This window comes from Pseudoalteromonas sp. QJM3NY_12 (assembly GCF_056173165.1).
On the sequence record NZ_JBWBUF010000002.1, the window covers coordinates 414,236 to 439,210 of the forward strand.

A 24,975-nucleotide genomic window follows, 5' to 3' on the forward strand; every position below is an offset into this window, starting at 1 on the left:
GCTTCATTCATCACTATTTTTGACCGTCCGCTTATTACTCACAGTTGCCTGCTGGATGATAATCCATCCTATTAATTGAAGATCTAATAGAAAATATGAGCGATAACAATTTAGCTAACAAAATGATTACTCCACTGCGCCTTTGTTAATCGATATAACTGTACGGCACGACCATAAAATTCATGATTGCTATAATCTGTAAAGCCAATTTTCTTTGCTACTCTCAATGACGCAATATGCTCAGGTTCAATAATAACAACGACGGATTGATGAGTAGTTTGAGTAAACACATACTTTAAAACACTTTTAGCCGCTTTGCAGGCTAAACCTTTATTCCAAAAATCGACCGCTAATCGATACCCTAAATTAGGCTCTTCGTTACCCGCGACACTTTGTGGGGAAATACCACAAAATCCAATCAATAAGTCGCTGCTTTTATCTATTAATGCCCATGGGCCCAAACCGTATGAGTCGTAGCATTGTAAACACCACTTTATAAAATCACCAGTTGCGGCTTCATCGCATACACCACGAATTGAATATTTCATCACTTCTTCGTCACTAAGAATTTTACTTAATGCCGGCACATCATCAATTGAAAACTGCCGAATAAGCAACCTTTGGGTTTCGCAAATTTTCACTCAAACCTCCTTGTAATTACAGCTAAAAACTTTCAAAAAACCAAGTAATTAAGGTAGATCTCTCAGTTATTTAGTTCTTTTTATGTTCCGAATGCCACATAAGGTATCCAAATAATATGCCTACTAAAGGAAATATTATTAAAGATGAAATGATTCCATCAAAAAAACCTTGCTCACCTGTAAGGTGCATGATTAATTGAAATAAAATAGCTGTAGGAATTCCCCAGCCTAATGGGCCTCTTAGTAAAATAAAACGGAATTTAATAACGTTTATATTCATAAGTTTCCCTTGATTTAAAAGCCCAAATAATGAGCTAAAATCAACACAATGCTGATGTATTTCTTAGATTGACAAGCTTAACGCTGAAATAAATCATAGGCGTTAATGATTAGTTTAAAACTACGTTAACACTATTGAAAAAACACTTAACCAACTTAATTGAATACCATAAGTGATACGTTGGTAGGTACCAGGGTTACTTTGTAGTTTTATTGCTTTAGCCATAGCAAACAGATAATAAACTGTGGCGATAACAGAAACAATTGAAAAAACACGAAAGTATAGAGAGATAACTTCTGTGGTTGGACTAATAGCTATTAATATTGGTGCTACAACCAGCGAAAGTAACATAATAAAACCAGCCCAAGAATGTACCTTGCAGTTAAAAGTTGGATGTTTAGTAAATGGGTCAGCATCCATAGGAAAATAACCCGCAACCCAGGTACCAATACCATGCACTATAACTAGCCAACCAGCAATATTAACCAATATAGAAACATTAGCCAATCGCGCCAAATACCAGCCAAAAAAGCAAAATAGAAAACCTAAAGGATAATTATTAATTAGTGGTGACAGTTTTTCAGTTGGGCTTCCTGTTGCACCTAATTCACTACAAAATTGTTTAGAATGACTGTAACCTTCATAAAACCGACTTGCTACATAAACACCAATGAATATCCATAATGTGGCTATTAACCCTGAATAAATCGCAATCGTTTCAAACATCACCATAATCCTTTTTGTGATTAATTCACTAAAGCCTTTTTAAACACAGAGGAGAAAATGAGCCGGCTTCGAGTGACGAGCTGTGAGCTTGTACAAACAGCCTGAAACCTAGTCTTAACAGTAGAACCTGTGACCTTTAACCTACTCTTTCAACGCAGCGTCTATTTACCCTCTTTGTGCATGATTCACTGAGGTTTTATTTCGCCTCATTAATAAATCATTTCTTTATCATTATAATTAACCACTAATCAAATGCTATCAGTATTAGTTTTAAAAAAACAAAGCGCTACAACAATGCAGCGCTTTCATTACTTATAGGTTGTTTATTTAAACTAAAACGCGTTATTAAAAGAAGCCAAGGGGATCTTCGCTGTAACTTACTAATAAGTTTTTAGTTTGTTGGTAATGATCGAGCGCGAGTTTGTGTGTTTCGCGGCCTATACCAGACTTTTTATAACCGCCAAACGCAGCGTGTGCTGGGTACATATGGTAACAGTTGGTCCATACGCGACCGGCTTCTATTTTGCGACCAAAGTGATAAGCGCGGTTCATATTACGGCTCCATACACCTGCGCCTAAACCAAATTCTGAGCTGTTAGCCAATTCGAGCGCTTCGGCTTCGTCTTTAAAGGTCGACATTGAAATAACGGGGCCAAAAATTTCTTCTTGGAACACGCGCATATCGTTAGTGCCTTTTAATAAAGTAGGTTGAATGTAATAGCCACCATTTAGCTCATCGCTAAGTTGCTCAACATGACCGCCACTGAGTACTTCAGCACCTTCTTGTTTGCCAATATCAATGTAACTTAAAATTTTATCAAACTGTGCTTTAGAGGCTTGCGCACCTACCATGGTTTCGCTGTCTAGCGGGTTACCGCGTTTAATTTGCTTGGTACGTTTTAAAATGCGTTCTATAAATTGCTCATAAATATCTTCTTGAATGAACAAGCGTGATGGACAAGTACATACTTCACCTTGGTTAAAGTAGGCAAGAATGGCGCCCTCAATTGCTTTATCTAGGTATGAGTCGTCTTTTTCCATAACATCGTTAAAGAAGATATTAGGTGATTTCCCCCCAAGCTCTACCGTTGAAGGAATAATATTTTCAGCTGCGCATTTTAAAATATGTGAACCCACAGGGGTTGAGCCTGTAAAGGCAATTTTAGCTATACGCGTATTAGTTGCCAGTGCTTCACCGGCTTCTTTACCAAAACCATTTACTACGTTTAGCACTCCGCCGGGTAGTAAATCACCAATAATTTCCATTAACACTAATATTGATGCAGGTGTTTGCTCAGCAGGTTTAAGTACCACACAGTTACCTGCTGCAAGTGCCGGCGCTAGCTTCCATGCAGCCATTAAAATTGGAAAGTTCCACGGAATAATTTGCCCTACAACACCTAATGGTTCATGAAAATGATACGCCACCGTGGTTTCGTCTATTTCACCAATACTGCCATCTTGAGCACGCAAGCAACCGGCAAAGTAACGAAAGTGGTCCGCAGCAAGTGGAATATCAGCGGCGAGGGTTTCGCGAATGGCTTTACCGTTATCCCATGTTTCGGCCACTGCAAGTAGCTCTAGATTTTGTTCAATGCGATCGGCAATTTTTAATAAAATATTACTGCGCTCGGTCACTGAGGTTGTGCCCCACTGCGTTTTTACGGCATGCGCTTTATCAAGCGCCAAATTAATATCGTCTTTGTCAGAGCGGGGAATTTTACAAAACACTTTGCCATTTACAGGGCTAATATTCTCAAAGTATTGACCATTAACGGGTTCAACCCACTCGCCGCCAATATAGTTACCATACTGCTGTTTAAATGTGATGAGTGCGTCTGCTGTGCCTGGATTTGCGTAAATCATATGTGTGTTCTCTTGTTGTTGTTAGCTAAAAGTCTAAGCCGAAATACCAGCAACTTGTTAGAGTAATGTAGCTAGTTGCTTTATATTTAATCGGTATTGATTGACATTAGACTATTAAGCGCTTAAAAACTTGATTAGCAGTCCAAAAAAATTGTCTGTGAGTCCAAACGATTTAATCATTAAAGAGGCTGATTATGTATTCGTCGCAGTTAAATAAAAAACGCCAACAACTTGATGTACTTATTGAAAACAAAGTGAGCTTTGCTGCCGACAACAGCGAACTGAGTATTTATGATACTTATAAAAGTGCGCAAAAAGTGGCGCTGCATTCAAACGAATTATTATTTTGTGCCATGCTCAGTGGCAAAAAAATTATGCATGTTGAGAATAGTCAGTATCATAAAGCGTTTTTACCACACGAATCGTTTGTATTAGCGCCCGAGCAAGGGGTGCTGATTGATTTTCCTCAGGCAACTATCAACTCACCTACCACCTGTTTAGCGATTGAAATCAGCACCGATAAAATAACCAATGTGGCTAATGCACTTAATATGCAGCAAAACTTTGCTAGTGATGCCTTGTTTGAATACAGCCCTAATTTAGTGCATACCCAACATAATACGCAAACTCAGCAGTTATTAGAGCGAATGGTGCATTTATTTAGTGAGCAAGGCGCCGAGCGACACTACTTAATTGATTTATCGTTAAACGAATTGATCACCCGTTTATTACAACAACAAAGCCGTGATTTATTGCTGGCAAACTGTGACAAGCTACGCCTAAAAAGTAACGTGAGTGATGCACTACATTATATTGAAGAGCATTTAAGCGACACACTCGACATAGACACCTTGTGCAAAATAACTTGTATGAGTCGTAGTAAGTTTTACCAGCAATTTAAACTCGCTTTTGGCACAAGCCCTGCACTTTGGCAGCAACAACTTAGACTTAAAAAAGCCCGCACGCTTTTATTAGAAGGCCAAGCTATAAGTAAAGTGTGCTACGACCTTGGTTTTAATAACGCCAGTCATTTTAGCCGTTTATTTAAGCAAACCTTTGGGATTGCACCTAAACAGTGTCGGCATTAATAGCTAATGCTTTACTAAGTGGTTAAAAGCGCAGTCATATTTTAATAACCACACTATAATAGCTTGCAATACATAAACTTACACCTGCCAGCAACCACACTACGCCGTAGTTATGCCATAAGAAAGCGTTATTGTAAACTTTATGAGGGTTGTGCTTATCCACCAATAGCGTGCATTGCTTACCCTGCTTAAAACGCCACATCATATTTTCGTTATAATCAATTAGTATACTGCACACTTGATCATCAAAACGAAAACTCACTAGCATCGTTGGCTGATGTAAAAGCTCTGGCGCTGTTATTTGATTATTTGTCGCTGCTGTTATTTGTTCTATGTTACACACTCGCCAATGGCGTTTATTAACTTTACATTTTAACCAACGAACAAGTGGCAACAAGCCTATTAGTATAAATACAACCCCTAACCCTAGAAGTACCATACATTCACCTTCATTTTAATTAATTTTTTGGTAAACAAAATGAGTAAATAAATCACTCAACGTTGTATCTACTGATTTAAATACTGTTATTTTTTATCTACTTTTTCGAACAGGTATATTTTGTTTGGCTAAATAAGCCAGTTCAACACACGGCAAGCTCAGTAAATATACCTTCTTGCATTGATAACAATAACTTACCAGTTTCATTTAATATATTAATTACTATCTACAAATAAACTGCTACGAGTGATTGCGGAAGTATCATATTCACGACTATCTTTATGATGATTTTCAATTAAATCAATATGTGTGTCTGATGCAAGCCATTTAAAATAATATATAATGACTCACCGTCCATATGCATATCAAGGGTATAGATGTGTAACCAATCTGGTTGTGACTACTGCCAATGAGAAAACAAAGCCGAGTCATAATTATCCCTTGTTATTTTTGCATGCAATGTGCCTTCATTTCTTGTAATAAAAGTGCCAATAACTCACTACAAAAATGCCAAACAGCTGCCTGCCCAGCATCGAGGCTGTGTTGCTCTTGATGAGAATGTGCTTAAACATTAACTCAACTTTAGCATTCACCAACATAGTCATGAGATACTAAAGTTGAGCTCTTACAGCTTCTTACCAGGGAAAATTAAAACTCTATTCGTGCGGTCAATGACACATAGCGAGCACCTTGACGTCCTGTCACTAAGCCATAATCAGGATTAAGCTTTAAGCCATTTTCACCGTACTGAGCACGCTCTTCGTTGATATTTATCGCACTATCGCTATTAAGCAAATTATAAACAGTGCCTTTTAAAATCACGTTTGAGCCAAAAAAGTCAGTGTAGTACGTCAATGACATGTCTATATTAGTGAGCCAAGGTAAATTACCTTTACTGCCACGTGGCGCAGGGTTGCCATTTTCATCATAATGAGATGCTTGATCGTAATATTTACTAACACATGCATCCCATGGGCTTCCTTGTTCGCAGCTATCGACACCTTCAGGGTGAACTGAGAAGTAGCTCTTTGGACGACCTGATGTAGTTCGCGCAACTAAACCTAGGGTCAGTGAATCGGTAATATTATAGGCGCCACTAAACTTAATAGCGTGGCGGTGGTCATTTGGTAAATTACCATAGCCATGATCCATCAAATCACCATAGTCGTAGGAGGTCGTCCAACCAGGATCGGCTTGGTTATTATCCGTTTTAACTAAACCTTCGGTATTACCATAGCTATGTGACCATGTATATGAAGTATTGATACGCAAGTCATCAGTTATATTGCCATCTAAGGTAAACTCAAGCGCCAAATATTTGCGTTGTGCTTCGGCAAGTGCAAGTTCATCAGCACTTAAATTTACGTTATCAATTTCTCCATCACCATCAAAGTCATACGACATTTGAATCGCTTCACCAGGGTTATTGAGTACGTAATATGAACCTTGCCCTACGTTATCGGTTATACCCATTTCAGCAAGCTTTTTAGCAAGCACAGGGCCTACATCAGTGTCTTCAACACTGCGACCTAAATCACGGTAAATAGCACGTACACCTGCAGACATCGTATCAAACACTTCTTGCTGATAACCAATTGTAAATTCATCGCTGTACATTGGTTTTAAAGAAGCAGAGGCAATTAGCCCTGGTTCAGTAATACCCCGCTGACGCCAGCGTCTATCACGTAACATATCCCCTCTGCTAGGTGAGCCATCAGCTAATAAAGAAGGTGAACCGCTACCTTCTAATTGATCCAGTTCGAAATACTCAAACCATTCAATAGATGCAGAACCTTGGGTGATATTCATGTTCGCAGAGACAGGTTGAAAATAACGCCCAAAGGTTGCAAATACTTTTGCACTACCATCACCATTAACGTCATAAATTGCTTGTATACGTGGCGCGATTTGATTATCTATATCAACAAAAGCCCGACCATCTGAAACAGTGTTTTCGAACTGGCTATAACGCAAACCCATATTAAGCACTAAATTATCAGTAGCTTGCCATGAATCATTAATGTAAAACGCTAATGAAGTGGTAGCAGAATCGACCTCACGGCTACGAATCCTTCTTTCGATAAAGTCAGTACCTAGTGTAGCGCCCGATACATCGTTTTCACCGGCCGTTTTTACTGTCCACCAGCCTTTAGCATCCCCAATACCATTTTGACCTTCAAAAAAATCGACCTTCACGTTAGTGTAATCAATACCAAATTGGATTGAATGCATATCCAAATCCCAGTTAAAATCAATGCGAGCTTGGTCTCGGATGTACTCTTCTTCTGTTATTCCTGAATTAGTGTGCTGGCTTAACGTAACAAAACCATTTCTTTCATCCCATACACCTGGGTTTGGAGACGCTACCACGTTCTCAACATTCTCAGTAACACGGCCAACAACGGCTGACACTGAAAAAGTATCTGTCAGATAGCCATTGTAGTTAATACTATAAACATTACCGCCATCTTCACCTGGTGCATCTACCCCTTGCTGATCACCCACAACATTATCTTTCCAATTATAAGCAAACGTTTTGTCAGTCCAAGTACGTTTATTGTTCATTGCAGAGAAACCAATAGAGTGATCTTCATTAATAAACCAATCCACTTTCGTGAACCAACGATCTTCATCACGCTCAAAATCAGAGAACGTGGTTTGCCCAGCGCTGCTAGACTCTTCTCTGCGTGGAGCAAATAAGCCATAGAAGAACAGCGTATCTTCAATAAGCGCACCGCTCGCCCATAACTGTACTTCTTTAAAATCGTAACTACTTTGCTTAGTGTTGGTACTGATGGTGCCACTATCTTGAAATATTGAATCATGCTGATTACGAAGACTATCAGGATCCCAGCGCACCTCTGCACCAAGTTTAAAATCATTATCGCCTGATTTAGATACAGCGTTTACAATACCGCCTAATGCCCCTCCAAATTCAGGGCTAACACCACCCGTTTTAACTTGAGTTTGCGAAATAGCCTCCCATGGAAGACGAATTGAACCTAACCCTGTGCGAATACTGGTTACATTCAAGCCATTAAAATAGTAGCCATTCTCAGCGGCTGATGAGCCACCAAAACTAGAGGCTCCTTTGAAATTAGAACCACCAGGAGCTGCAGTACCTGGCGCTAGTAACGCAATACTCTCAAAACCAGTATTTACCGGCATTGCTTTAAGTTCAGCATCACTAAACGTTAAGCCAGAGGTGGAAGATGCCATATCTACACGACGAATTGCCGAACCTGCTACCGCAATACGCTCTATATCAATACCAGCTTTATAAAGTTGTACATCAAGTATTATTGATTGGCCAATAGTTACCGCAACATTTTCTTCAGTCATTGCTTGATAACCGTCTTTTACAATAGTTACATCGTATGTACCTACAGGTACGTTTCTTAATAAGTAATCACCCTCGGCGTTACTGGTAATGGTGTAAACCAACCCTTTGCTTTTGTGCTTAAGTGTAATAGTTGCGCCGGTTAAATCATTCCCCGATTGCGCAACAATATGACCTTTAACAATACTACTGCCATCAACAGCGTGTGCCGCTGGTGCAATTAATAATGCTGCTGTTACCGCAGTTGCCAGCAGAGTTCTAGCACCCACGCCTCGAGTTTGTTTTTTATTATTTGTAATCATGTAAGAATTCCTTGGTCCTGTAGATTTTTATTGTGAGACTAACCTCGACGTAAAATATACATAAATTACATATTGTATACAATATTAAATATATGATAATTTTTAGTTAAAATTTAAATACAAATTAAACAAAGTCAATTGCTCTGCAAGTTTGTAACTAAAGGAAGCTTTATTAAGTATCGTAATTTAATACATGAGCTGAAGTATTTAACCTGAACTCTGGTTAAGAGATTTACTAATATTTTGAATCAAAGTGATATTTATGTTTATTTTCTCTAGCCAGAGATTTTCAGTGGGTACTAAGCGAAATTACTTGCAATAGTTAGCCTATTGCAAGTAGATTAAACTCAGTTAACGCTAAGAATAGCTACTTGGGGTAGGTTTATAATCCAGAGTTCAGGTTATTAAGAAGCAAACTATAGTTCGTGAAGATAGTTAAATGATTAACCCCACTTTATATAGTTAGCGTTACTCGCCTTTGCATGCCCCTGTATAATTTACATATACGATACCCTTTTAATTTAGTTCTTAGACTTGCCGAAGTTAATTTTACTGATACAATCGAAATGTATAATGTATACAATATTGCTTATTAGAGGAAATATAATGGAAACAAACTGTAAAGATTGGCGATACACAGTTATGCCAGCCGTATTTACATGGCTCAAAGAAACAGAGTCTGGAACCGTTGCAATTGACCTTGATGCAACGAAAAAATACGCTGCAGATATTTTAAAGGTGCAAGGCAAAGGTGGAACTCGTATGGGAGGCCTTGTTGGCTCTGGTACTCTTGGTGAGAACAGCTACCTAAGCTCCGAACAGCGTCTTTCTTTACTAAAAGCTCTCTCAAGTGTTGCTAAAGAATACAATGTTCCATTGATTAGTGGCGCAGCCGCAGAAACCAAAGAAGAGCTGGCCAAAATTGTTACAGAGCTAGCAACTGTTGGCGTGGACACCGTAATGGTGATGCCACCAAAAACCAAATACACGCCTTCTGATGAGGAAATGTATGCGTATTATTCCCTTTCTGCCACAGCTGCAAAAGAGGCCGGTATTACAATAATGCCTTATAACAACCCGGACGCCGCTGGCTATCATCCACTTTCAACTGACCTTCTAACAAAGCTTGCCGCTTTACCTGAAGTTACGGCGCTTAAAATATCCACCATAGATGTATCTGTCATTGAAACGATGGTGCTAGAAAATAAGGACATAAAAGTACTCGCAGGTGTAGATACGGTAACTATACATGCAGGACTCGCTGGCGCATGCGGTGGAATTACAGGCGTTGGCTGTATATTTCCAAAAGCGAGTGTCACTATGCAGGAATACGTGAATAAAGGTGAGTGGGCCGAGGCAAACAAAATTTCTCAAGCTATGAATTCTATATCTTACCTTGATGCACAACCGTTACTTTTAGAATACCTTAAGTTTGCATTTGGCATTCATCATAATGATGTAACTGGCGGGCTTCGTACTTTTGGTAAAAAGTTAAATCAACAGCAAATTGATGATGTACACACAAGGTATGCCTTAGCAAAAGAACGACTCGAGGGTCTGGGTTTAATAGACTGAATTTTCAAAAATTGACAAGCAAAAGCTCCGTTTTTACGGAGCGTTTTTGTAGCTATAGATAAGCTGCTCTTGCGGTGATTGCACTGACCTTATTAAATAATCATACTTGAGCATAAAAGAAAATCAGATATATCGTTTATTCAAATATAGCGTAAGACTAAGCTTTGCACTTCTGAGTTTTTTACCCTATCTAGCTAAAGTATTTTTTACATACCCACTTAATAATACAGAAAAGTTGATGGGACCTTGTTCAGTTAGCTAACATCGCATTAAGCAAACTAATCGAGGTAAGTTAAAGACAACATAAATATAGCATTCTTATTTGCCTACGGGCAGCAAGCTGAGCACATGATAAAAAATGTGGCTTATTTAACACTACCTTTTTTCGTCTTCTATTTTAAGTAATAGCTTTTTAATGTCGTTTTTGGCGCCTAAGATATGCTTTTTCAAAAAGTCACACGCTTTTTTAGTGTTCTTTGCACGACAGTGATTTAACAATATACGGTGCTCTTCTGGTGCTGTGGTTAAACCACCCGCTAGTAAAATATGCATGCGCACATAACGCTCTGAATTTTTACTATACATATCAACTAGTTCACGAGTTTGTGGGCGTTGTGCGCGTGAATACAACTTACCATGAAAACGGCTGTTTAAATCGCCCGTTGCTAGGTGGGTATCACCTGCATCCATGGCGCTTTCTAGCTCAGTTAAGATAAGCTCAGCATCAATTAAATCTTGATCTGTTAAACCTTCTATTGAGTGACTTAGCAGCTCAGCCTCAAGTAATGCCCTTAAATCAAAGATTTCATCAATTTGTGATGCTGAAAGCTCTGTTGCCGTAGCTCCTTTATGCGCTTCAAAATTTACAAGCCCTTCAGCTTCGAGCTGAAGCAGTGCCTCACGAACAGGTATTCGGCTTACATTAAGCTCAGCAGCAAGTGCAGCTTGACGCAGTGGATCACCAGCTTTAATTTCACCGGTTAATATTTTTTCACGAATTGCTTCTGCTACTAATTGGGTGCGTGTTTTGTGTTCGATAGCCATGGTGATCCTTAAGTATTGCATTTAGCATACATTATACTCAAGTAACATGAGATGCCAAGTTAGATTCCGTCCTCAGTTAGCGTTTATAAAGGAAAAGCGGGAATATACAATTTGCATATCCCGCCCAATGAATCTTATGCTTGATAGCAAATTGGTCGCATAAAACGTAACATTGCATTTGTGCCTACAGAGGTACTACGTACATCCGTTGAGCTTGGAAATGGCCCACCGTGGTTCATTGAACCACACACTTCAACACCTGTTGGCATCTGATTTTTTATCAAACGACCCACTTTATATTGCAGTGCTTCGATGAGGCTATCTGCTTTGCTTAAATCCGCTTTCGTGCCATGAACGCTGGCTGTAAGCTGCCCTTGCAGTTTATTTATTAATGTCATAAGTTGCTGTTCACTGTCGTAACGCACAACTAATGCAGCAGGGCCAAACATTTCTTCATTCAACGCTGGGGTTGTTAAATAATCGTCGGCATTACAAACGAATACATGTGCATTAGCATGGAACGTTTGCTCAAGCTTACCTTTCCCTAACACGCTTACTTGAGCAAGTTGGCCTCGCTCTTCTACTTGATGTTTAAACGTTTTAACAATGTCTGGCGTGAGCAAAGTGTCAGATGGTGCATCATTAATGCTCGCAGTAATATGTGCTTCAAGCTCATCACACCCGGTTGGCACTAACCAAAGCCCAGGGCTGGTGCAAAACTGGCCGTTACCCATAAGCATTGACTGGCAAAGTGACTGCGCCATTTCTTTACTCTGTTCAATGGCTTTATTGGGTAAAATAACTTGAGGGTTAATACTACCCAGCTCACCATAAAATGGGATGGGCTCTTCACGTTTAGCAATCGTTTCTTGCAGTTTACTAGCCACGTTAAATGAGCCTGTAAAGCCAACCGCTTTAATTGCCGGCGCTGCAACTAATTGATGCGATATGTCATGCTCCTTACTTTGCACCATTGCAAACACGCCTAATGGCATCGCACATTCTTTTATGGCTGCAAGCGCCGCACGTGCCATCAACTCGCCAGTTCCTGGATGCGCTGTGTGATTTTTAACAATGACCGGGCACCCAGCAGCAAGTGCCGCTGCTGTATCGCCACCCAATGTTGAAAAGGCATAAGGAAAATTAGATGCACCAAACACAGCAGCCGGCCCCAATGGTAAATAGTTAAGTTCAGTGTGTGGTTTTGGTAACGGTGATCTTGTTGCATCGGCCTCATCCACTATTTTTAAACCCAAAGGTGATTCAGGGTTTTCGCGCAATGCACTGGCAAACGCTTTAAGTTGATTTACGGTGCGCATGCGCTCCCCCTGCAATCGCGCAAGCGGTAAGTTGGTTTCTTGCTGAGTTTGCTCAAGTAGATCATCACCAAGCGCTAATATTTGATCTGCAATACACATTAAAAAATCAGCACGTTGTGCATAGCTAGTTTTACGATACTCATAAAAAGCCGATTGTGCGGCTTCGATTGCAACGTTTAATTCAGTGGCGCTGAGATTAAAAAAGCATGTAGGTAGTGGTTCATTACCAGCGGGAGAAAATGCATTAAATTCACCATTCGCTGAATCACCAACCCATTGTCCTGCTACTAAACTTTGTCCTGTTAATGTCATGTTTTGCTCCTGATTATATTACTTGAAACCCAAATGCATATGGGTCATCGTCATCGACTGTGATAGCACTTGTGCCTGTTACTCTAGACCAACCTTGAATACTTGGCAGAATAGCTGTTACGCCTGCGATTTCTGTTACCTGTTCAATACGGCCGATAAATTGGCTACCGATATAACTTTCGTGGATAAATTCTTGCCCTTGGGCCAACTGCCCTTTCGCAAAAAGCTGTGCCATACGGGCGCTAGTGCCTGTTCCACATGGTGAGCGATCAATGGCTTTGTCACCATAAAAAACAGCATTTGCGGCATGTGAATTGGCATTTTTAGGTGTGCCTGCCCATAACACATGGCTTGCACCTTGAACGGTTGGGTCAAGGGGGTGAACACATTTTATTTTTGCGTTTATGGCATCACGCACCTGCGGGCTGTACTTTAAAATTTGCCCAGCGGTTAAATGCTCAATGCCTTTGTAATTGGCTTGCGGTTCAACAATAATGTAGAAGTTACCTCCGTAGGCAATATCTACTTTAAGCTCGCCCAGTTCAGGTACTTCAATTACAATTGACTGATATGCTAAGTACGCGGGAACATTATAAATTTTTACCCACTGAACTTTACCATCGGTCATTTCATAATTGATTCGTACACGTCCAGCTGGCGTATCTAATAGCAAGGTGCCGGGCACTTTTGCATGTAATAAACCATGCTCTAAAGCAAACGTAACAATACCCATTGTGCCGTGGCCGCACATGGGCAAGCACCCTGATGTTTCAACAAATAAGATAGCGGCATCGCCGTCTTCTGTGGTAGGCGGATATAAAAATCCGCCCGACATCATATCGTGACCACGAGGCTCAAACATTAGCGCTTGGCGTATCCAATCGTGATTTTGAAAAAAGTCTTGGCGTTTCTCACTCATGCTCTGTCCGCTCAATTGCGGGTGACCACTGGTAATTAGCCTTACGGGATTGCCACAGGTATGGCCGTCAATACAAAAAAAGGTCCCTTTGAGCATAACTTAATCCAACTTTAATTTTGTTACGTCAATACCGCTTGCCATTGCTTTAGTGTAAAGCGTGGTAACAGCTGCATTTTCATCTGATGCGTTTAGCTTAATAACGCTGTGAGCAGTTTGATTATTTAGCTCATCGATCATGTTTGCGCTACTTGCAAAATGAATAGCGCCATCTTCATTAAACTGAGCCGAAAACGATCCAAAGGCCTGTTGCCAATTTACTGTCATTTTAATTACCTGATTGATGTTTATGCTTGATATAGTAGGTATATTGTATACAATAATCAATATCCTATTTCAGCATTCCTTTCTTTAGTGGCATTGAAGGGCATCTATAAAACAGCAGCAAAAACATTAAACCATTGAATCTAAACAACAATGAAGCAAAATAACAGGTATTGAAAAATCATATCTCGTAACTTAAAAAATAAATTCAATTTTGAGATAGACACAATACATCCGTCACAACAAACATATTGCATAAAGAGGTAAGCATTTTGTCTGATAATAAAACACAACATATTGGCGTGGTTGGAGCAGGTATAATCGGTATTTGTTGTGCGTTAAAATTACAACGCGCTGGCTTTACAGTTACTTTGTATGATGAAAATGGCTTAGCTCAAGGCTGCTCGAAAGGGAATGCTGGGCACTTTGCAACAGAGCAAGTATTTCCTTTAGCGCACTCATCGTTATTAAAAAAGCTGCCTATGATGCTATTAAACCCACTCGGCCCTCTTAGAATAGATTGGCGCTATGTGATCAAAGCACTACCTTGGTTTTGGCGGTTTGTTAATAACATGGCTAGCTCAACCTATAAAGCAAATACCCACGCTTTACAGGCGCTCAACCACCGTGCAATTACAGCCTACGAGACCCTGCTAGATGAATTCAAATTAAATCATTTAATAACAAAGAAAGGGAGCTTACTCACTTTCGAAACAACGCCAGTTACACAAATACAGGCTATGTTTGAAAAATATTTAGCACACGGTATCGCTGTAGAGCTGCTCAATGCTGAACAACTACAACGACTGGAACCTAATTTAGCAAAAACCATAACGCATGCATTATTTTTTAAAGAGGTAGCGCACAGCGTTGATCCTCATTTATTTTGCTTAAGTTTAGCTGAGCAATTTAGAGCTTTAGGTGGGCAGTTTTGCCAACAAAAAGTGATTGAGGTTTCACCTGTTTATAGTGGCTATGAAATTAATTGCCCTGACCAAAAATTTCAAGCCGATAAAGTCATCATCGCAGCTGGTGCGTGGAGCAAATTACTGCTCAAGCCCTTAGGTTACAATGTACCTCTTGATACAGAGCGAGGCTATCATTGCATGTTATCGAGTAATTATGGTCTATCTCGTCCTGTCGCCTCTGCAGAGCGCAGTTTTATTATGACACCCATGAGCCAAGGTTTACGAATTGCTGGAACAGTAGAGTTCGCAGGTACAGAACGTAAAATGAATAATAAACGCGCTTTGGCATTATTACCCAGTGCCAAAGCAATGCTCAATCATTCAGCGGTAACACTTCAACCTAGTAGCGTGTGGATGGGCTGCAGACCATCACTGCCCGATTCATTACCGGTCATAGGCGAAGCACCTAACCACACTAATTTATTTTTTGCATTTGGCCACCAGCACCTTGGATTAACTCAAGGTGCTATTACAGGTGAGCTAATAACTAGTTTGTGTTTACAACAAGTACCTAGCGTAGATATAAAACCATATTGTATCAGCCGCTTTTCATCTCAGGCTGCTTGCAGTTCACACGCCCCACTTGCACAATAGTCACACTTACGAGGAAAGCACTATGATAGCCCAAGGTATTGGTACCCATACCAAAGAACAAGCACTTGCCAGTTTATCTAATATGACTGACGATTTAACCCCGATCCAACCGCAAGAGCACCTAGAACGAATTAAAAAAGCTCAAGTATACATGCAACAAAATGGTATTGACGCCATATATCTAAACGCTGGTACAAATCTTACTTATTTTACGGGAATGCGTTGGTATGCCAGTGAAAGACTGGTGGGAGCAATTTTACCTGCACAGGGCGATGTACAATATATTGCTCCTTTTTTTGAAATTGGTTCACTCAATGGCTTTAAAGTGATTGATGGCCCAATTCATGGTTGGCAAGAACATGAAAGCCCATATCAGCTATTTGTAGATGTAATAACCGAAATGGGCATTGCAAAAGATGGCACTATTGGCATTGATGAAAGTGCACAGTTTTTTATTTTTGATGGCATTAAAAAAGCACAAAGCGGCTTAAAACTGGTTAACGCACAACCCGTAACAGCACATTGTCGTATGCACAAATCAACCAATGAACTTGCATTAATGCAACGCGCAATGGATATGACCTTAGTGGTACATAAAGCCACAGCCAGTATGCTGTATGAAGGCATTAGCACCACTGAAGTAGAAGCTTTTATTAAACAAGCGCACCAAAAAGTAGGTGCGCCAGGTAACTATTTTTGCATTGTGTTATTTGGTGTTGCTACCTCTTTTCCCCATGGCGTAAAAGACGCGCAAATTCTTAAAAAAGACGATGTGGTATTAATTGATACTGGCTGTAAAGTGCACGATTACTTATCTGATATCACCCGCACTTATGTGTTTGGCGAAGCAAGTGATCGCCAGCGCCAATTTTGGGATTATGAAAAAGCGGCACAAATAGCTGGATTTAATGCAGCAAAAATAGGCCAAACATGTCAAGACGTAGATGCTGGAGCTCGTAATTATTTAGCTGAGCAAGGCCTTGGTCCTGAATATCAAACGCCAGGGTGCCCACACCGTACCGGCCACGGCATTGGCTTAGACATTCACGAGTGGCCTTATTTAGTCGGCGGCGATAAAACCCCTCTGGCCACCGGTATGTGCTTCAGTAACGAACCCATGCTCGTTGTACCAAATGAGTTTGGTATAAGATTAGAAGATCACTTTTATATGACCGACAACGGGCCAAAGTGGTTTACTGAGCCATCCCATAGTATCGACGACCCATTTAAATCAACCAGTTAATTTATAACACTCTCTGCTGCATGTATACGAAAACCATGCAGCCACTGGCACTACTCACTTCACTTAGCTTGTTTTTGAGTAATTAATAATAAATTTGCAACATTCCATCAGAGATTAGGCGCCTCTTGCTGTTCACCATATAGGTAGTGTTTTGTACTGCTATTACAGTGAACTGCTTGAGGTAAATAAGTGTATGAAATCACGTACTTTACCAAAGCGAAGCATTATGCTTCTGGCATAAACCTCCCACTTAGGCAAAACGTGGGATGTACTTTATAAGGTAAGCGTAGGCCAGTTGGTTAACCATTTTCCGCGCTAGAGACTTGGTAAATTAATGCTCATTTGTTTGGCCCTTATTCAGGTCTTACTACGGGTACTATTTCTTTTACTGCGACACCTTACGACCAAGCTGCGCCAATAAATACACAACAACAGGACGTTGCAATCACGCCTTATGAAGATAAGAAATACGAGTTTGGGTTAACCCCTACCTCTGAAGCAATGTTAATCACGATCACGGCACGATTAGATGTAGACGGAGAAGAAATTCGCATCATCAAAAAGCAACCAATATAACCTTTTGAAGACAAAAGTAGTGAAAAAACCTTTCAAAAAAATCAATGCCGACCAGTGAGCAAGCTGATCGGCATTTTTCAGTTTAAGTGTTATTCCATAGATAGTGTGAATAAACTTTTCCAATAAAAGTAATCATTAATAGGGCGAGTAATTAACGACATCCACTACTGTTATAGTCAACGACTAAACTAACACCATTACTTGAGCCTGATACCTTTAAGTAACCCCAATATTGGCTTGAATTAGCAATATAAATACACTCGTCGTTACCACTATTATTTGACTCAGCCAATTCGTTATTGCCATTAGGCCACGAGCTCTCGGCATAGCTAAGGCTTATATCGCCACTGCCATTGGCCGTGGTGATTGCAATCCCACTTTGACTTTGCACATCAGCAAGACTAAACCACATCGGACCGCTGTTACCTAAACAAACCGCTTCGCCATCATTTAAACGACCGTTGCTACGACTGCCTTGTGTGGCACATACATCGGGCACATTGGAAGTGGCTGGCGTATAAGACGCTGTTAATTGCACATTTTCAAATGCATTATATCCATGTAACATAACCTGATAAGTACCAACTTGTACTGGGTCAATGGCGCACTGCTCTTCGTTACCACCAATATAAGGACGACAATCGTAAACGGTCTCTGTTGGTGCCGCTTCATAGCTTACATACAGGTCAGCATCTCCTTCTCCTCCAGTAATTGTAAATACTAGTTCACTGGCACCTTGCGGAACGGCAAAAGTAAAGTATTGCTGCTCATTTTGCGCGCCGTTAGTCTGAACTGTTTGATTATTTTGCAATATGTTATCACCGACACTACTATCTTTTTCGATGGTCGCTGTCGTGATAGCTGATTGACTTGCTCCTTGATTGTCAGTAACTATCAAACTTACGTTGTACTCCCCTTCACTGATATACCTGTGAAGTGGATTAGCCTGATTCGAGCTACTGCCATCACCAAAGTTCCATTGATAACTTACAATTGAGCCATCGCTATCAATACTGCCATTGCTGGTAAAACTGACGTCATTATTTTGCACGCCATAATATGGGCCGTTGATTTGAACTGTCGGCGAAATATTTGAAGGCGCGCCAGCAACTAAATCATCGCACCATTGTACAAATTCACTTTCGTAACTACTTTTCCACTGTTCTGTTTTTTCTTTGTAGGCAATCCAATCACCCACTCTGGTATGGGCAAGCATAGTATTAATTTCATCATAATGGCGTTCAAACATAAACCTCACAGCTAGGTAACCCCAACGATAGATTCGGTCTTGATCAAAACCATCATAAGTAGTGGAAAAGATTTGTGCTAGGGTAAAACGTGAGCCATCACTAATGGTTTCTTTTGCTGCGTCATTATCATTTAAATTAGCAATGTATTCAGCAACCCCTTCCGACCACCAAACAACATCTTCTGTAGGAGAGTTAAAGTCGCCATACAGATCAAATCGCCCATCGAGATAGTGCACATATTCGTGCTCTAAATTCCAAACGAAATGCTCTGCATTTGCATAATTTGCTTCATAAGCAATAAAGTTTGCTTGGTTGCCAACAACGGATGGATCACCTTCTAAATACATGCCACCATTATTGGTATTAATACCAAAAATGACCCCCGCATATTTACCGTAATCGTCGCTACTATCGAAAATATTCACTTGTAAAAAGCTATTATTATCATCAGCTACGGGGGTGTTATTAGTGGCAAGTTTAGTATGGAATAGCCCTTCCTCAGCACCCATTGCATCACACGCGGCGGCATGTTGCGCAACAGTCATATTTTGCGAACGAATTTTAATCGTGCTACTGCAACTATAGCTTTGTGGCAGTGCTTGACCTATCAGGTTATCTACAAACCCACAAATACCATAATCATTACAATCTGCGTAATAACTAACCGAGTCAGCTGCCGCAAGCCAAACCGCATCACCATAACCAAAGCTAGTATACGTTGAAAAAATAGCATTTAGACCAGTATCTACAGCACTTTGAATCGGTGTATCTGAGTATTGCTTTAACCGAGCAAGTTCACTTGCTGCATTAACAATAAGGTACTGTGCGTCTGATCCAATCATCCATTGTTTTTGAGTAAACGCACTGAGCCTTGTTACTAAATCAGTGTCTTTGCCCACTGCCGTAACAAATTCATCATTCCATTGACCACGATATAACAAGGTAAAGATACCATTCACTGCACTTCGTACATTCCACTTAGCGCCGTAGCTTTCATTAAAACGGCTCAACCATTGTTTTACCACTTCAAGGTAACGATGCTGTTGCTCTGAGCTGTCCATTGTGATGATTACTTCGTTTAACGTTTTAGCATGACCGTCGTTATCGTCGTAAAAATGACTATTGGCAACAAATGCATCAACCGCCCCCACAACTGCGGTGGTGACCCACGTTGCAAAACTAACATTGTTGTTATAAAACTCAGCGTAAAAACCAGTTCGTAGGTATAAAAATAGCGCTTCCAACTCTACATTTCCGCCGCCAGCATAAGTCAGTGAAAGTGCCTTAGCATGATTTGCAACAGCAAACATTTTATCAGACGTAAACACCTGACTTTGTGTTAAAGCAGAGGCACTAAACAACTCATTAATACATTGTGTACCTTGGTTTTGAATTTCTGTAATAATACTTGATGTGCTCGCGTTTGCTAATGCATTCAAATCACACGTAACGGCGACTGCTTGCATCGTCATCACACGCGCATTAAAAAGTTTTTGCTGGCTTTGCATTTTTGCAATCGGTGCTTTTTCATTATGATTTTGTTCAACGCCATGATGATGTAAACGCTCTACAACGGCTGTCTGAGGTTTAAATGTTCGCTCCTCCACCTTGTCAGCCAATGCCATTGAACTCATACCTAATATCGGTAACGTCAAAATCAGTGTGTTAATTTTCATATTATACCTTCGATGATTAGTATGTTCTTAATCCAGAACTGGTTATTGAGATACAATTTGTAACACTTCATTATCATTGTATACAATATATTTTATATAACATTAACGAATATTGATATATTAGTTTTGAGAAAACGGTTTCAACCAATTCTTTTGTATTGATTTTTACTTACTTCAAACTCTATTTAATTTAGTGAAGCTGAATATCACTCCCTCAAAGGTTACCCCATAGGGGTGGGTCAGTTTGGCACACTAAACTCTCGCAATATTTAAAAGAGCGTCTTACAACGACTCTTTTAAATAATTAGCACTTTGATTTAAAGCCAGATATGGTAATTTACTCTTTCAACCAGCATCCTCCCTTGAGTAGGTTATATGAATACAAAAAACCGTTGGACATTAAAAAGTATTGCCAAAGAGTTAGGTGTGTCTAATGCTACGGTTTCAAATGCGTTTAATCGCCCTGATCAACTCTCGGCTAAACGACGCGAAGCCATACTTAAAGCTTGCAAAGAGCTCGGTTATTATGGCCCTAATAAAGCGGCGCAATCTCTGCGAAGTGGCACGTTTAATATTGTTGCTTTAGTGCTACCAGATAGCGTGGAATATATGGTGTCAGACCCTGTCGCCAGTAGCTTTATGCGTGGTGTAACCTCAGTGCTTGAAAAAAACGGCATTAATGTTTTATTGTTTTCAGGCAATAACGAAAACCTTAATAACGTTGTTGATTTTGTTGATGGGTTTATTTGTTATGGGCGCCCGCGAAACAAAGCACTGGTAGAGAAACTAAAAACAGTACAAAAACATGTGGTTACTGTGGATTTTGATATTGCCCGCAACGCATCAATTAATATAAATAACGAACAAGCCAGTTACGAAATAGCCAAACATGTTTTGCACAATGCAACTGATAACGTGGCAATATTGGGCTTGAGATTACTCGATGAAAATGTATTGTGCCGAGTTTACGAACATCATGAGTTTGAAACGGGTCAATCTATTTCTCACCAACGCTTACGAGGTTATCAGCGTGCGTTAAATGAGGCGAATGTAACGGTAGCCGACGACCGCATTTGGAATATTCCTGAAAGTAGCGAACGTTTTGCCAGCATAGCTGCAAAAGAAGTATTAAACGCCTCACCACGCCCTGATGTGATTATATGTATGAGTGATTTAATCGCCCTCGCCACCATGCGAGAAGCAATAAAACAAGGGATAAAAATAGGGAGTGAGCTACGTATTGTTGGATTTGATGGCATAGAAGAAGCAGCCCGTTTTGTGCCTCGCCTTACGACTATTCATCAAAATAGCCAAGAAAAGGGTGTAATAGCTGCTAACTTATTTATTTCTAAAGAAGAAAAACAACACGAAGTAGGTTACGCACTAAATATTGGTGCAAGTAGCTGAGCGTTGTTAGTAACGCAGATAAAAAAGCCAAGCTTAAGTTGCTTGGCTTTTTGGTTTTCAACAAATAAAGCTATTTAAACTAATAAACTTTGTAAGTTTAAAGTGGTTTCTTGAGCACCATTAACCTGTGTAATAAGTGCAGTACGTCTAGCAAAGTCAATATTCAAAGAAATTGATTGTTGCTCAAGCTTCCACATTAAACAACATACACTTGCGCCACCTTGAGCAGTAAATTCACCAGCAAATGCAGGATGCTCATTACGTATTTTAATTAATGCTATTAATCCTTTTACTACCGGCTTATTTAGCGCTTCATCTATTTTAGCGGCATCTAGATAAGGGCGATTAATATCACGACCAACGTTCGTTCTCGCCAGAAGCTCCATATCATTTTTACAAGCAAATAAACCACCGTAATATACTTGTGGTACACCCGGTGCAAAAAATTGAATGGCGCGAGATAATAAGTAATCAAAATCATTTGCGCCCAATGCATCGTAATACGTACTGTTAACTTGATATAGGTCGACATTACTTGCAGCTGCACCTGTTGCTTTACGGCTCTGGTTATTGCTGTTGGCATGCATGGTTTCTACTAAATTATCTATTTGAGATGCGTTTAACAGCCCTGGTTTATCGCCCATTGGACCCGCGTCAATAATGCCAATGCCATCATGGGTGTCTAGTACAGTTAAACAGTTACGCGGTGAAATTTGTAACCACTTAAGCAATGCGTCTACGTCATTATTAAATAAGCTGTGTAATATAAGCGGGGGTAAAGCAAAGTCGTATACCATGTTTACGCGCTTAGCCACGTCAACTTGAGTTTGATAATGACTATGAATTTCAGCAATGGTTTCCATGCCTAAATCATTTGCCTGCTTTGAGAGTTTATCTAAATAGGCAAATGTTTCATCAAGCATAAAACAGTTAGTACCTGCTTGCTTAATGGCGTAACCCGCTGCATCTAAACGAATAATGTTTACGTTGTTAGCAGAAAATTTAGTAAGTACGTTATTTAAATAGGCAATGCCCGCTTCTACTTTTACATTTATATCAATTTGGTTGTCGGTAAAGGTGGTCCAAAAATCATACGTTTGACCATCACCGCATTTCATTGGTGTAAAACAGCTTCCAGGCCGTGGACGGTAAATGGCTTGTTGTTCTTGGTTGCTCATGCCATTAGGGAATACGTCTTCTTTAGTTAAAAATAAATCCCAAAATTCAGAGGCTTTGCCTTTGGCCAGCACATCCTGAAATTGAAACGATTGCGCCGATACATGGTTTACTATTAAGTCGGCCATTAAATCATGGTCTTTTCCAAGTGCTTGAATATCTGACCAAGTTCCTATTCGGGCATCAACTTCACTGTGATCAATTGGGTCAAAACCTGCATCGCTACCATCTATTGGGTTATAAAATGGTAATAAGTGTACTCCTGCAAAAACGTCTTTAAGTGGACCCTTTAGAAGTGCTGTTAATGCGTTTATATCTTTACCGGTGATTCGATCAGCATATGTGATCAATTGAACTTTATTCTTCATCATGTGTGATTACCAAGTTGAAACTTAATCGATTAAGATATATCTTTAACTAGCAAGTGAGAATTTACAAGTAATTTTTAAATATTTTACATACAAATATCGTGGCTCGATTAATACTACAATAAGTTACTGACAACTTAATGTGTGTTACCAAGCATTTAACGAGGAAAAGCAAATGACAAAATCACACACACACGTAAGCAGCGATCCGTTGCAACAAATTCGTTGGCTCACATACATGATGTTTTTTATGTTTGCCATGACCTCTGACGCCGTTGGCATGATCATTCCCGAACTCATAAGCGATTTTGGTTTAAGTATGACCCAAGCCAGTGCGTTTCATTATGCGCCTATGGCCATGATTGCAATAAGTGGATTATTTCTAGGCTTTTTAGCCGATAGTCTTGGCCGTAAAAAAACGATTATGCTTGGATTATTAATATTCTCTGCAAGTTGTTTTTTGTTTGCGATTAGTAGCAGCTTTATATTTTTTGTTTTTTTACTATGCTGTATTGGCCTCGCCATTGGTTTATTTAAAACCGGTGCATTGGCGCTTTTAGGTGATATTTCTAATAGCAACGAAGAGCACACCAAAACCATGAATAAAGTAGAAGGCTTTTTTGGCATTGGTGCCATTGTTGGCCCTGCTTTAGTTGGCGTGCTGCTGGTTCAAAATGTAAGTTGGACTTACCTTTACATCATTGCTGGCATTATGTGTTTGATTTTGGCATTGCTTGCTTGGCGTGCCGATTACCCTGCTGTGGTAAAAAGTACAGATAAGCCAGCCTCACTAAAAACGACTATGAAAATGGTTAAAAACCCTTATGCACTGGGTTTTTCACTTGCAATTGCTTTATATGTTGCCACCGAAGTTGCCATATACGTGTGGATGCCTACTCTACTAAAAGATTACACTGGCTCATGGCCGCTGCTGGCCACTTACGCACTCACAATCTTTTTTGTGTTACGTGCTGCAGGGCGTTTTATTGCGGTATGGTTACTGAATAGGTTTAGTTGGCAAGGAGTTATGGCTTACTTAAGCTTTGGCATTGCGCTGTGTTACGTTGGCACTCTTTATGGCGGCGTTGATTGGGCTGTGGCTTTATTACCTCTCTCAGGTTTATTTATGTCGATGGTTTACCCTACTTTAAATTCTAAGGGAATATCGTGTTTTCCTGTGCATCAACACGGCGCAGTAGCCGGTGTTATATTATTTTTTACCGCACTGTCAGCCGCCTTAGCACCTTTATTTATGGGTATGATCAGTGATTACTTTGGACACGTGCGCTACGGATTTTATTTAGCCACGGGTTTTGCAGTCATATTATTTTTAGCTATGCTATTTAATTATATTCGTGACCCATCAGCAACTGCATTAGAGCAAAGTAACTTAGTCGCTGAGTAAACAAACAACTTTTAATGCTATAAAAACATTATAAAAATCAATGTTTGAGTAAAAAAACAGCAAATAATTAACAAAATAATTTGCTTATTGTAAAAACTTTGTTATTTTTACTTAATCGATTAAGTAAAAATAACAACTTC

19 protein-coding genes are annotated in these 24,975 nt (G+C 39.9%); 7 read left to right on the top strand and 12 right to left on the bottom strand.

What is annotated here, in order from left to right; translation table 11 throughout:
• Nucleotides 1–110: 110 nt before the first annotated feature.
• From AC0VZ5_RS17675 to exaC, 4 genes are all read right to left on the bottom strand, one after another.
• Entirely contained in the window at nucleotides 111–641 is a 531-nt protein-coding gene (locus AC0VZ5_RS17675; RefSeq protein WP_475474773.1) for a GNAT family N-acetyltransferase, read from the bottom strand.
• A 70-nt stretch (nucleotides 642–711) separates the two neighbouring features.
• Nucleotides 712–921, bottom strand: coding sequence for a hypothetical protein (locus AC0VZ5_RS17680; RefSeq protein WP_178956901.1), 210 nt, complete (start codon nucleotides 919–921; stop codon nucleotides 712–714).
• A 120-nt stretch (nucleotides 922–1,041) separates the two neighbouring features.
• Nucleotides 1,042–1,647, bottom strand: a complete 606-nt coding sequence (locus AC0VZ5_RS17685) for a DUF998 domain-containing protein (protein ID WP_475474774.1) — start codon at nucleotides 1,645–1,647, stop codon at nucleotides 1,042–1,044.
• Between the two features lie 345 nt (nucleotides 1,648–1,992).
• The gene (exaC, locus tag AC0VZ5_RS17690) at nucleotides 1,993–3,513 is read right to left on the bottom strand and encodes an acetaldehyde dehydrogenase ExaC (protein WP_010389285.1); all 1,521 of its coding nucleotides are present in this window, start codon (nucleotides 3,511–3,513) and stop codon (nucleotides 1,993–1,995) included.
• Nucleotides 3,514–3,707: 194 nt separating this feature from the next.
• On the opposite strand from exaC, the gene AC0VZ5_RS17695 reads away from it, so the two are divergent.
• A complete protein-coding gene (locus AC0VZ5_RS17695; RefSeq protein WP_178956904.1) occupies nucleotides 3,708–4,601 on the top strand; it encodes an AraC family transcriptional regulator in 894 nt (297 codons plus the stop codon).
• 34 nt (nucleotides 4,602–4,635) lie between these two features.
• On the opposite strand, the gene AC0VZ5_RS17700 is transcribed toward AC0VZ5_RS17695, so the two are convergent.
• A complete protein-coding gene (locus tag AC0VZ5_RS17700) occupies nucleotides 4,636–5,040 on the bottom strand; it encodes a hypothetical protein (protein WP_138609495.1) in 405 nt (134 codons plus the stop codon).
• A 648-nt stretch (nucleotides 5,041–5,688) separates the two neighbouring features.
• A complete protein-coding gene (locus AC0VZ5_RS17705) occupies nucleotides 5,689–8,682 on the bottom strand; it encodes a TonB-dependent receptor (protein ID WP_178956906.1) in 2,994 nt (997 codons plus the stop codon).
• A 606-nt stretch (nucleotides 8,683–9,288) separates the two neighbouring features.
• On the opposite strand from AC0VZ5_RS17705, the gene AC0VZ5_RS17710 reads away from it, so the two are divergent.
• The gene (locus AC0VZ5_RS17710) at nucleotides 9,289–10,257 is read left to right on the top strand and encodes a dihydrodipicolinate synthase family protein (protein ID WP_178956907.1); all 969 of its coding nucleotides are present in this window, start codon (nucleotides 9,289–9,291) and stop codon (nucleotides 10,255–10,257) included.
• A 375-nt stretch (nucleotides 10,258–10,632) separates the two neighbouring features.
• On the opposite strand, the gene AC0VZ5_RS17715 is transcribed toward AC0VZ5_RS17710, so the two are convergent.
• From AC0VZ5_RS17715 to AC0VZ5_RS17730, 4 genes are all read right to left on the bottom strand, one after another.
• Entirely contained in the window at nucleotides 10,633–11,301 is a 669-nt protein-coding gene (locus tag AC0VZ5_RS17715; RefSeq protein WP_178956908.1) for a GntR family transcriptional regulator, read from the bottom strand.
• Between the two features lie 134 nt (nucleotides 11,302–11,435).
• Nucleotides 11,436–12,932 (bottom strand): aldehyde dehydrogenase (NADP(+)), encoded by a 1,497-nt coding sequence (locus tag AC0VZ5_RS17720; RefSeq protein WP_178956909.1) that lies wholly within the window; start codon nucleotides 12,930–12,932, stop codon nucleotides 11,436–11,438.
• A 13-nt stretch (nucleotides 12,933–12,945) separates the two neighbouring features.
• The gene (locus AC0VZ5_RS17725) at nucleotides 12,946–13,947 is read right to left on the bottom strand and encodes a 4-hydroxyproline epimerase (protein ID WP_138609503.1); all 1,002 of its coding nucleotides are present in this window, start codon (nucleotides 13,945–13,947) and stop codon (nucleotides 12,946–12,948) included.
• Nucleotides 13,948–13,950: 3 nt separating this feature from the next.
• Nucleotides 13,951–14,175, bottom strand: a complete 225-nt coding sequence (locus tag AC0VZ5_RS17730) for a hypothetical protein (RefSeq protein ID WP_178956910.1) — start codon at nucleotides 14,173–14,175, stop codon at nucleotides 13,951–13,953.
• Between the two features lie 266 nt (nucleotides 14,176–14,441).
• Here AC0VZ5_RS17730 and AC0VZ5_RS17735 point away from each other — a divergent pair, with 266 nt between their 5' ends.
• From AC0VZ5_RS17735 to AC0VZ5_RS17745, 3 genes are all read left to right on the top strand, one after another.
• Nucleotides 14,442–15,734: an NAD(P)/FAD-dependent oxidoreductase gene (locus AC0VZ5_RS17735; protein ID WP_475475110.1), complete on the top strand. Its 1,293-nt coding sequence runs from the start codon at nucleotides 14,442–14,444 to the stop codon at nucleotides 15,732–15,734.
• Between the two features lie 22 nt (nucleotides 15,735–15,756).
• Entirely contained in the window at nucleotides 15,757–16,977 is a 1,221-nt protein-coding gene (locus AC0VZ5_RS17740) for a M24 family metallopeptidase (RefSeq protein ID WP_178956912.1), read from the top strand.
• A gap of 342 nt (nucleotides 16,978–17,319) precedes the next feature.
• Nucleotides 17,320–17,553 carry a hypothetical protein gene (locus AC0VZ5_RS17745; protein WP_178956913.1) on the top strand — a complete coding sequence of 78 codons (234 nt, stop codon included), beginning with the start codon at nucleotides 17,320–17,322 and terminating at the stop codon, nucleotides 17,551–17,553.
• A 151-nt stretch (nucleotides 17,554–17,704) separates the two neighbouring features.
• On the opposite strand, the gene AC0VZ5_RS17750 is transcribed toward AC0VZ5_RS17745, so the two are convergent.
• Entirely contained in the window at nucleotides 17,705–20,479 is a 2,775-nt protein-coding gene (locus tag AC0VZ5_RS17750) for a collagenase (RefSeq protein ID WP_475474775.1), read from the bottom strand.
• A gap of 375 nt (nucleotides 20,480–20,854) precedes the next feature.
• On the opposite strand from AC0VZ5_RS17750, the gene AC0VZ5_RS17755 reads away from it, so the two are divergent.
• Nucleotides 20,855–21,886 carry a LacI family DNA-binding transcriptional regulator gene (locus AC0VZ5_RS17755; protein WP_475474776.1) on the top strand — a complete coding sequence of 344 codons (1,032 nt, stop codon included), beginning with the start codon at nucleotides 20,855–20,857 and terminating at the stop codon, nucleotides 21,884–21,886.
• Between the two features lie 74 nt (nucleotides 21,887–21,960).
• Here the strand turns inward: AC0VZ5_RS17755 and gtfA are convergent, their stop codons facing one another.
• On the bottom strand, nucleotides 21,961–23,433 hold the full coding sequence (gene gtfA / locus AC0VZ5_RS17760; RefSeq protein ID WP_198522788.1) for a sucrose phosphorylase: 1,473 nt from the start codon (nucleotides 23,431–23,433) through the stop codon (nucleotides 21,961–21,963).
• A 172-nt stretch (nucleotides 23,434–23,605) separates the two neighbouring features.
• Here gtfA and AC0VZ5_RS17765 point away from each other — a divergent pair, with 172 nt between their 5' ends.
• Complete coding sequence (locus AC0VZ5_RS17765; RefSeq protein ID WP_008108908.1) at nucleotides 23,606–24,835, top strand: MFS transporter; 1,230 nt, start codon at nucleotides 23,606–23,608, stop codon at nucleotides 24,833–24,835.
• The last annotated feature ends 140 nt before the right edge of the window (nucleotides 24,836–24,975 follow it).

Bases quoted from the DNA above. Each gene is read 5' to 3' on its own strand.
- AC0VZ5_RS17680 (WP_178956901.1), bottom strand. From the start codon at position 921: ATGAATATAAACGTTATTAAATTCCGTTTTATTTTACTAAGAGGCCCA.
- AC0VZ5_RS17685 (WP_475474774.1), bottom strand. From the start codon at position 1,647: ATGTTTGAAACGATTGCGATTTATTCAGGGTTAATAGCCACATTATGG.
- exaC (WP_010389285.1), bottom strand. From the start codon at position 3,513: ATGATTTACGCAAATCCAGGCACAGCAGACGCACTCATCACATTTAAA.
- AC0VZ5_RS17695 (WP_178956904.1), top strand. From the start codon at position 3,708: ATGTATTCGTCGCAGTTAAATAAAAAACGCCAACAACTTGATGTACTT.
- AC0VZ5_RS17700 (WP_138609495.1), bottom strand. From the start codon at position 5,040: ATGGTACTTCTAGGGTTAGGGGTTGTATTTATACTAATAGGCTTGTTG.
- AC0VZ5_RS17705 (WP_178956906.1), bottom strand. From the start codon at position 8,682: ATGATTACAAATAATAAAAAACAAACTCGAGGCGTGGGTGCTAGAACT.
- AC0VZ5_RS17710 (WP_178956907.1), top strand. From the start codon at position 9,289: ATGGAAACAAACTGTAAAGATTGGCGATACACAGTTATGCCAGCCGTA.
- AC0VZ5_RS17715 (WP_178956908.1), bottom strand. From the start codon at position 11,301: ATGGCTATCGAACACAAAACACGCACCCAATTAGTAGCAGAAGCAATT.
- AC0VZ5_RS17720 (WP_178956909.1), bottom strand. From the start codon at position 12,932: ATGACATTAACAGGACAAAGTTTAGTAGCAGGACAATGGGTTGGTGAT.
- AC0VZ5_RS17725 (WP_138609503.1), bottom strand. From the start codon at position 13,947: ATGCTCAAAGGGACCTTTTTTTGTATTGACGGCCATACCTGTGGCAAT.
- AC0VZ5_RS17730 (WP_178956910.1), bottom strand. From the start codon at position 14,175: ATGACAGTAAATTGGCAACAGGCCTTTGGATCGTTTTCGGCTCAGTTT.
- AC0VZ5_RS17740 (WP_178956912.1), top strand. From the start codon at position 15,757: ATGATAGCCCAAGGTATTGGTACCCATACCAAAGAACAAGCACTTGCC.
- AC0VZ5_RS17750 (WP_475474775.1), bottom strand. From the start codon at position 20,479: ATGAAAATTAACACACTGATTTTGACGTTACCGATATTAGGTATGAGT.
- AC0VZ5_RS17755 (WP_475474776.1), top strand. From the start codon at position 20,855: ATGAATACAAAAAACCGTTGGACATTAAAAAGTATTGCCAAAGAGTTA.
- gtfA (WP_198522788.1), bottom strand. From the start codon at position 23,433: ATGATGAAGAATAAAGTTCAATTGATCACATATGCTGATCGAATCACC.
- AC0VZ5_RS17765 (WP_008108908.1), top strand. From the start codon at position 23,606: ATGACAAAATCACACACACACGTAAGCAGCGATCCGTTGCAACAAATT.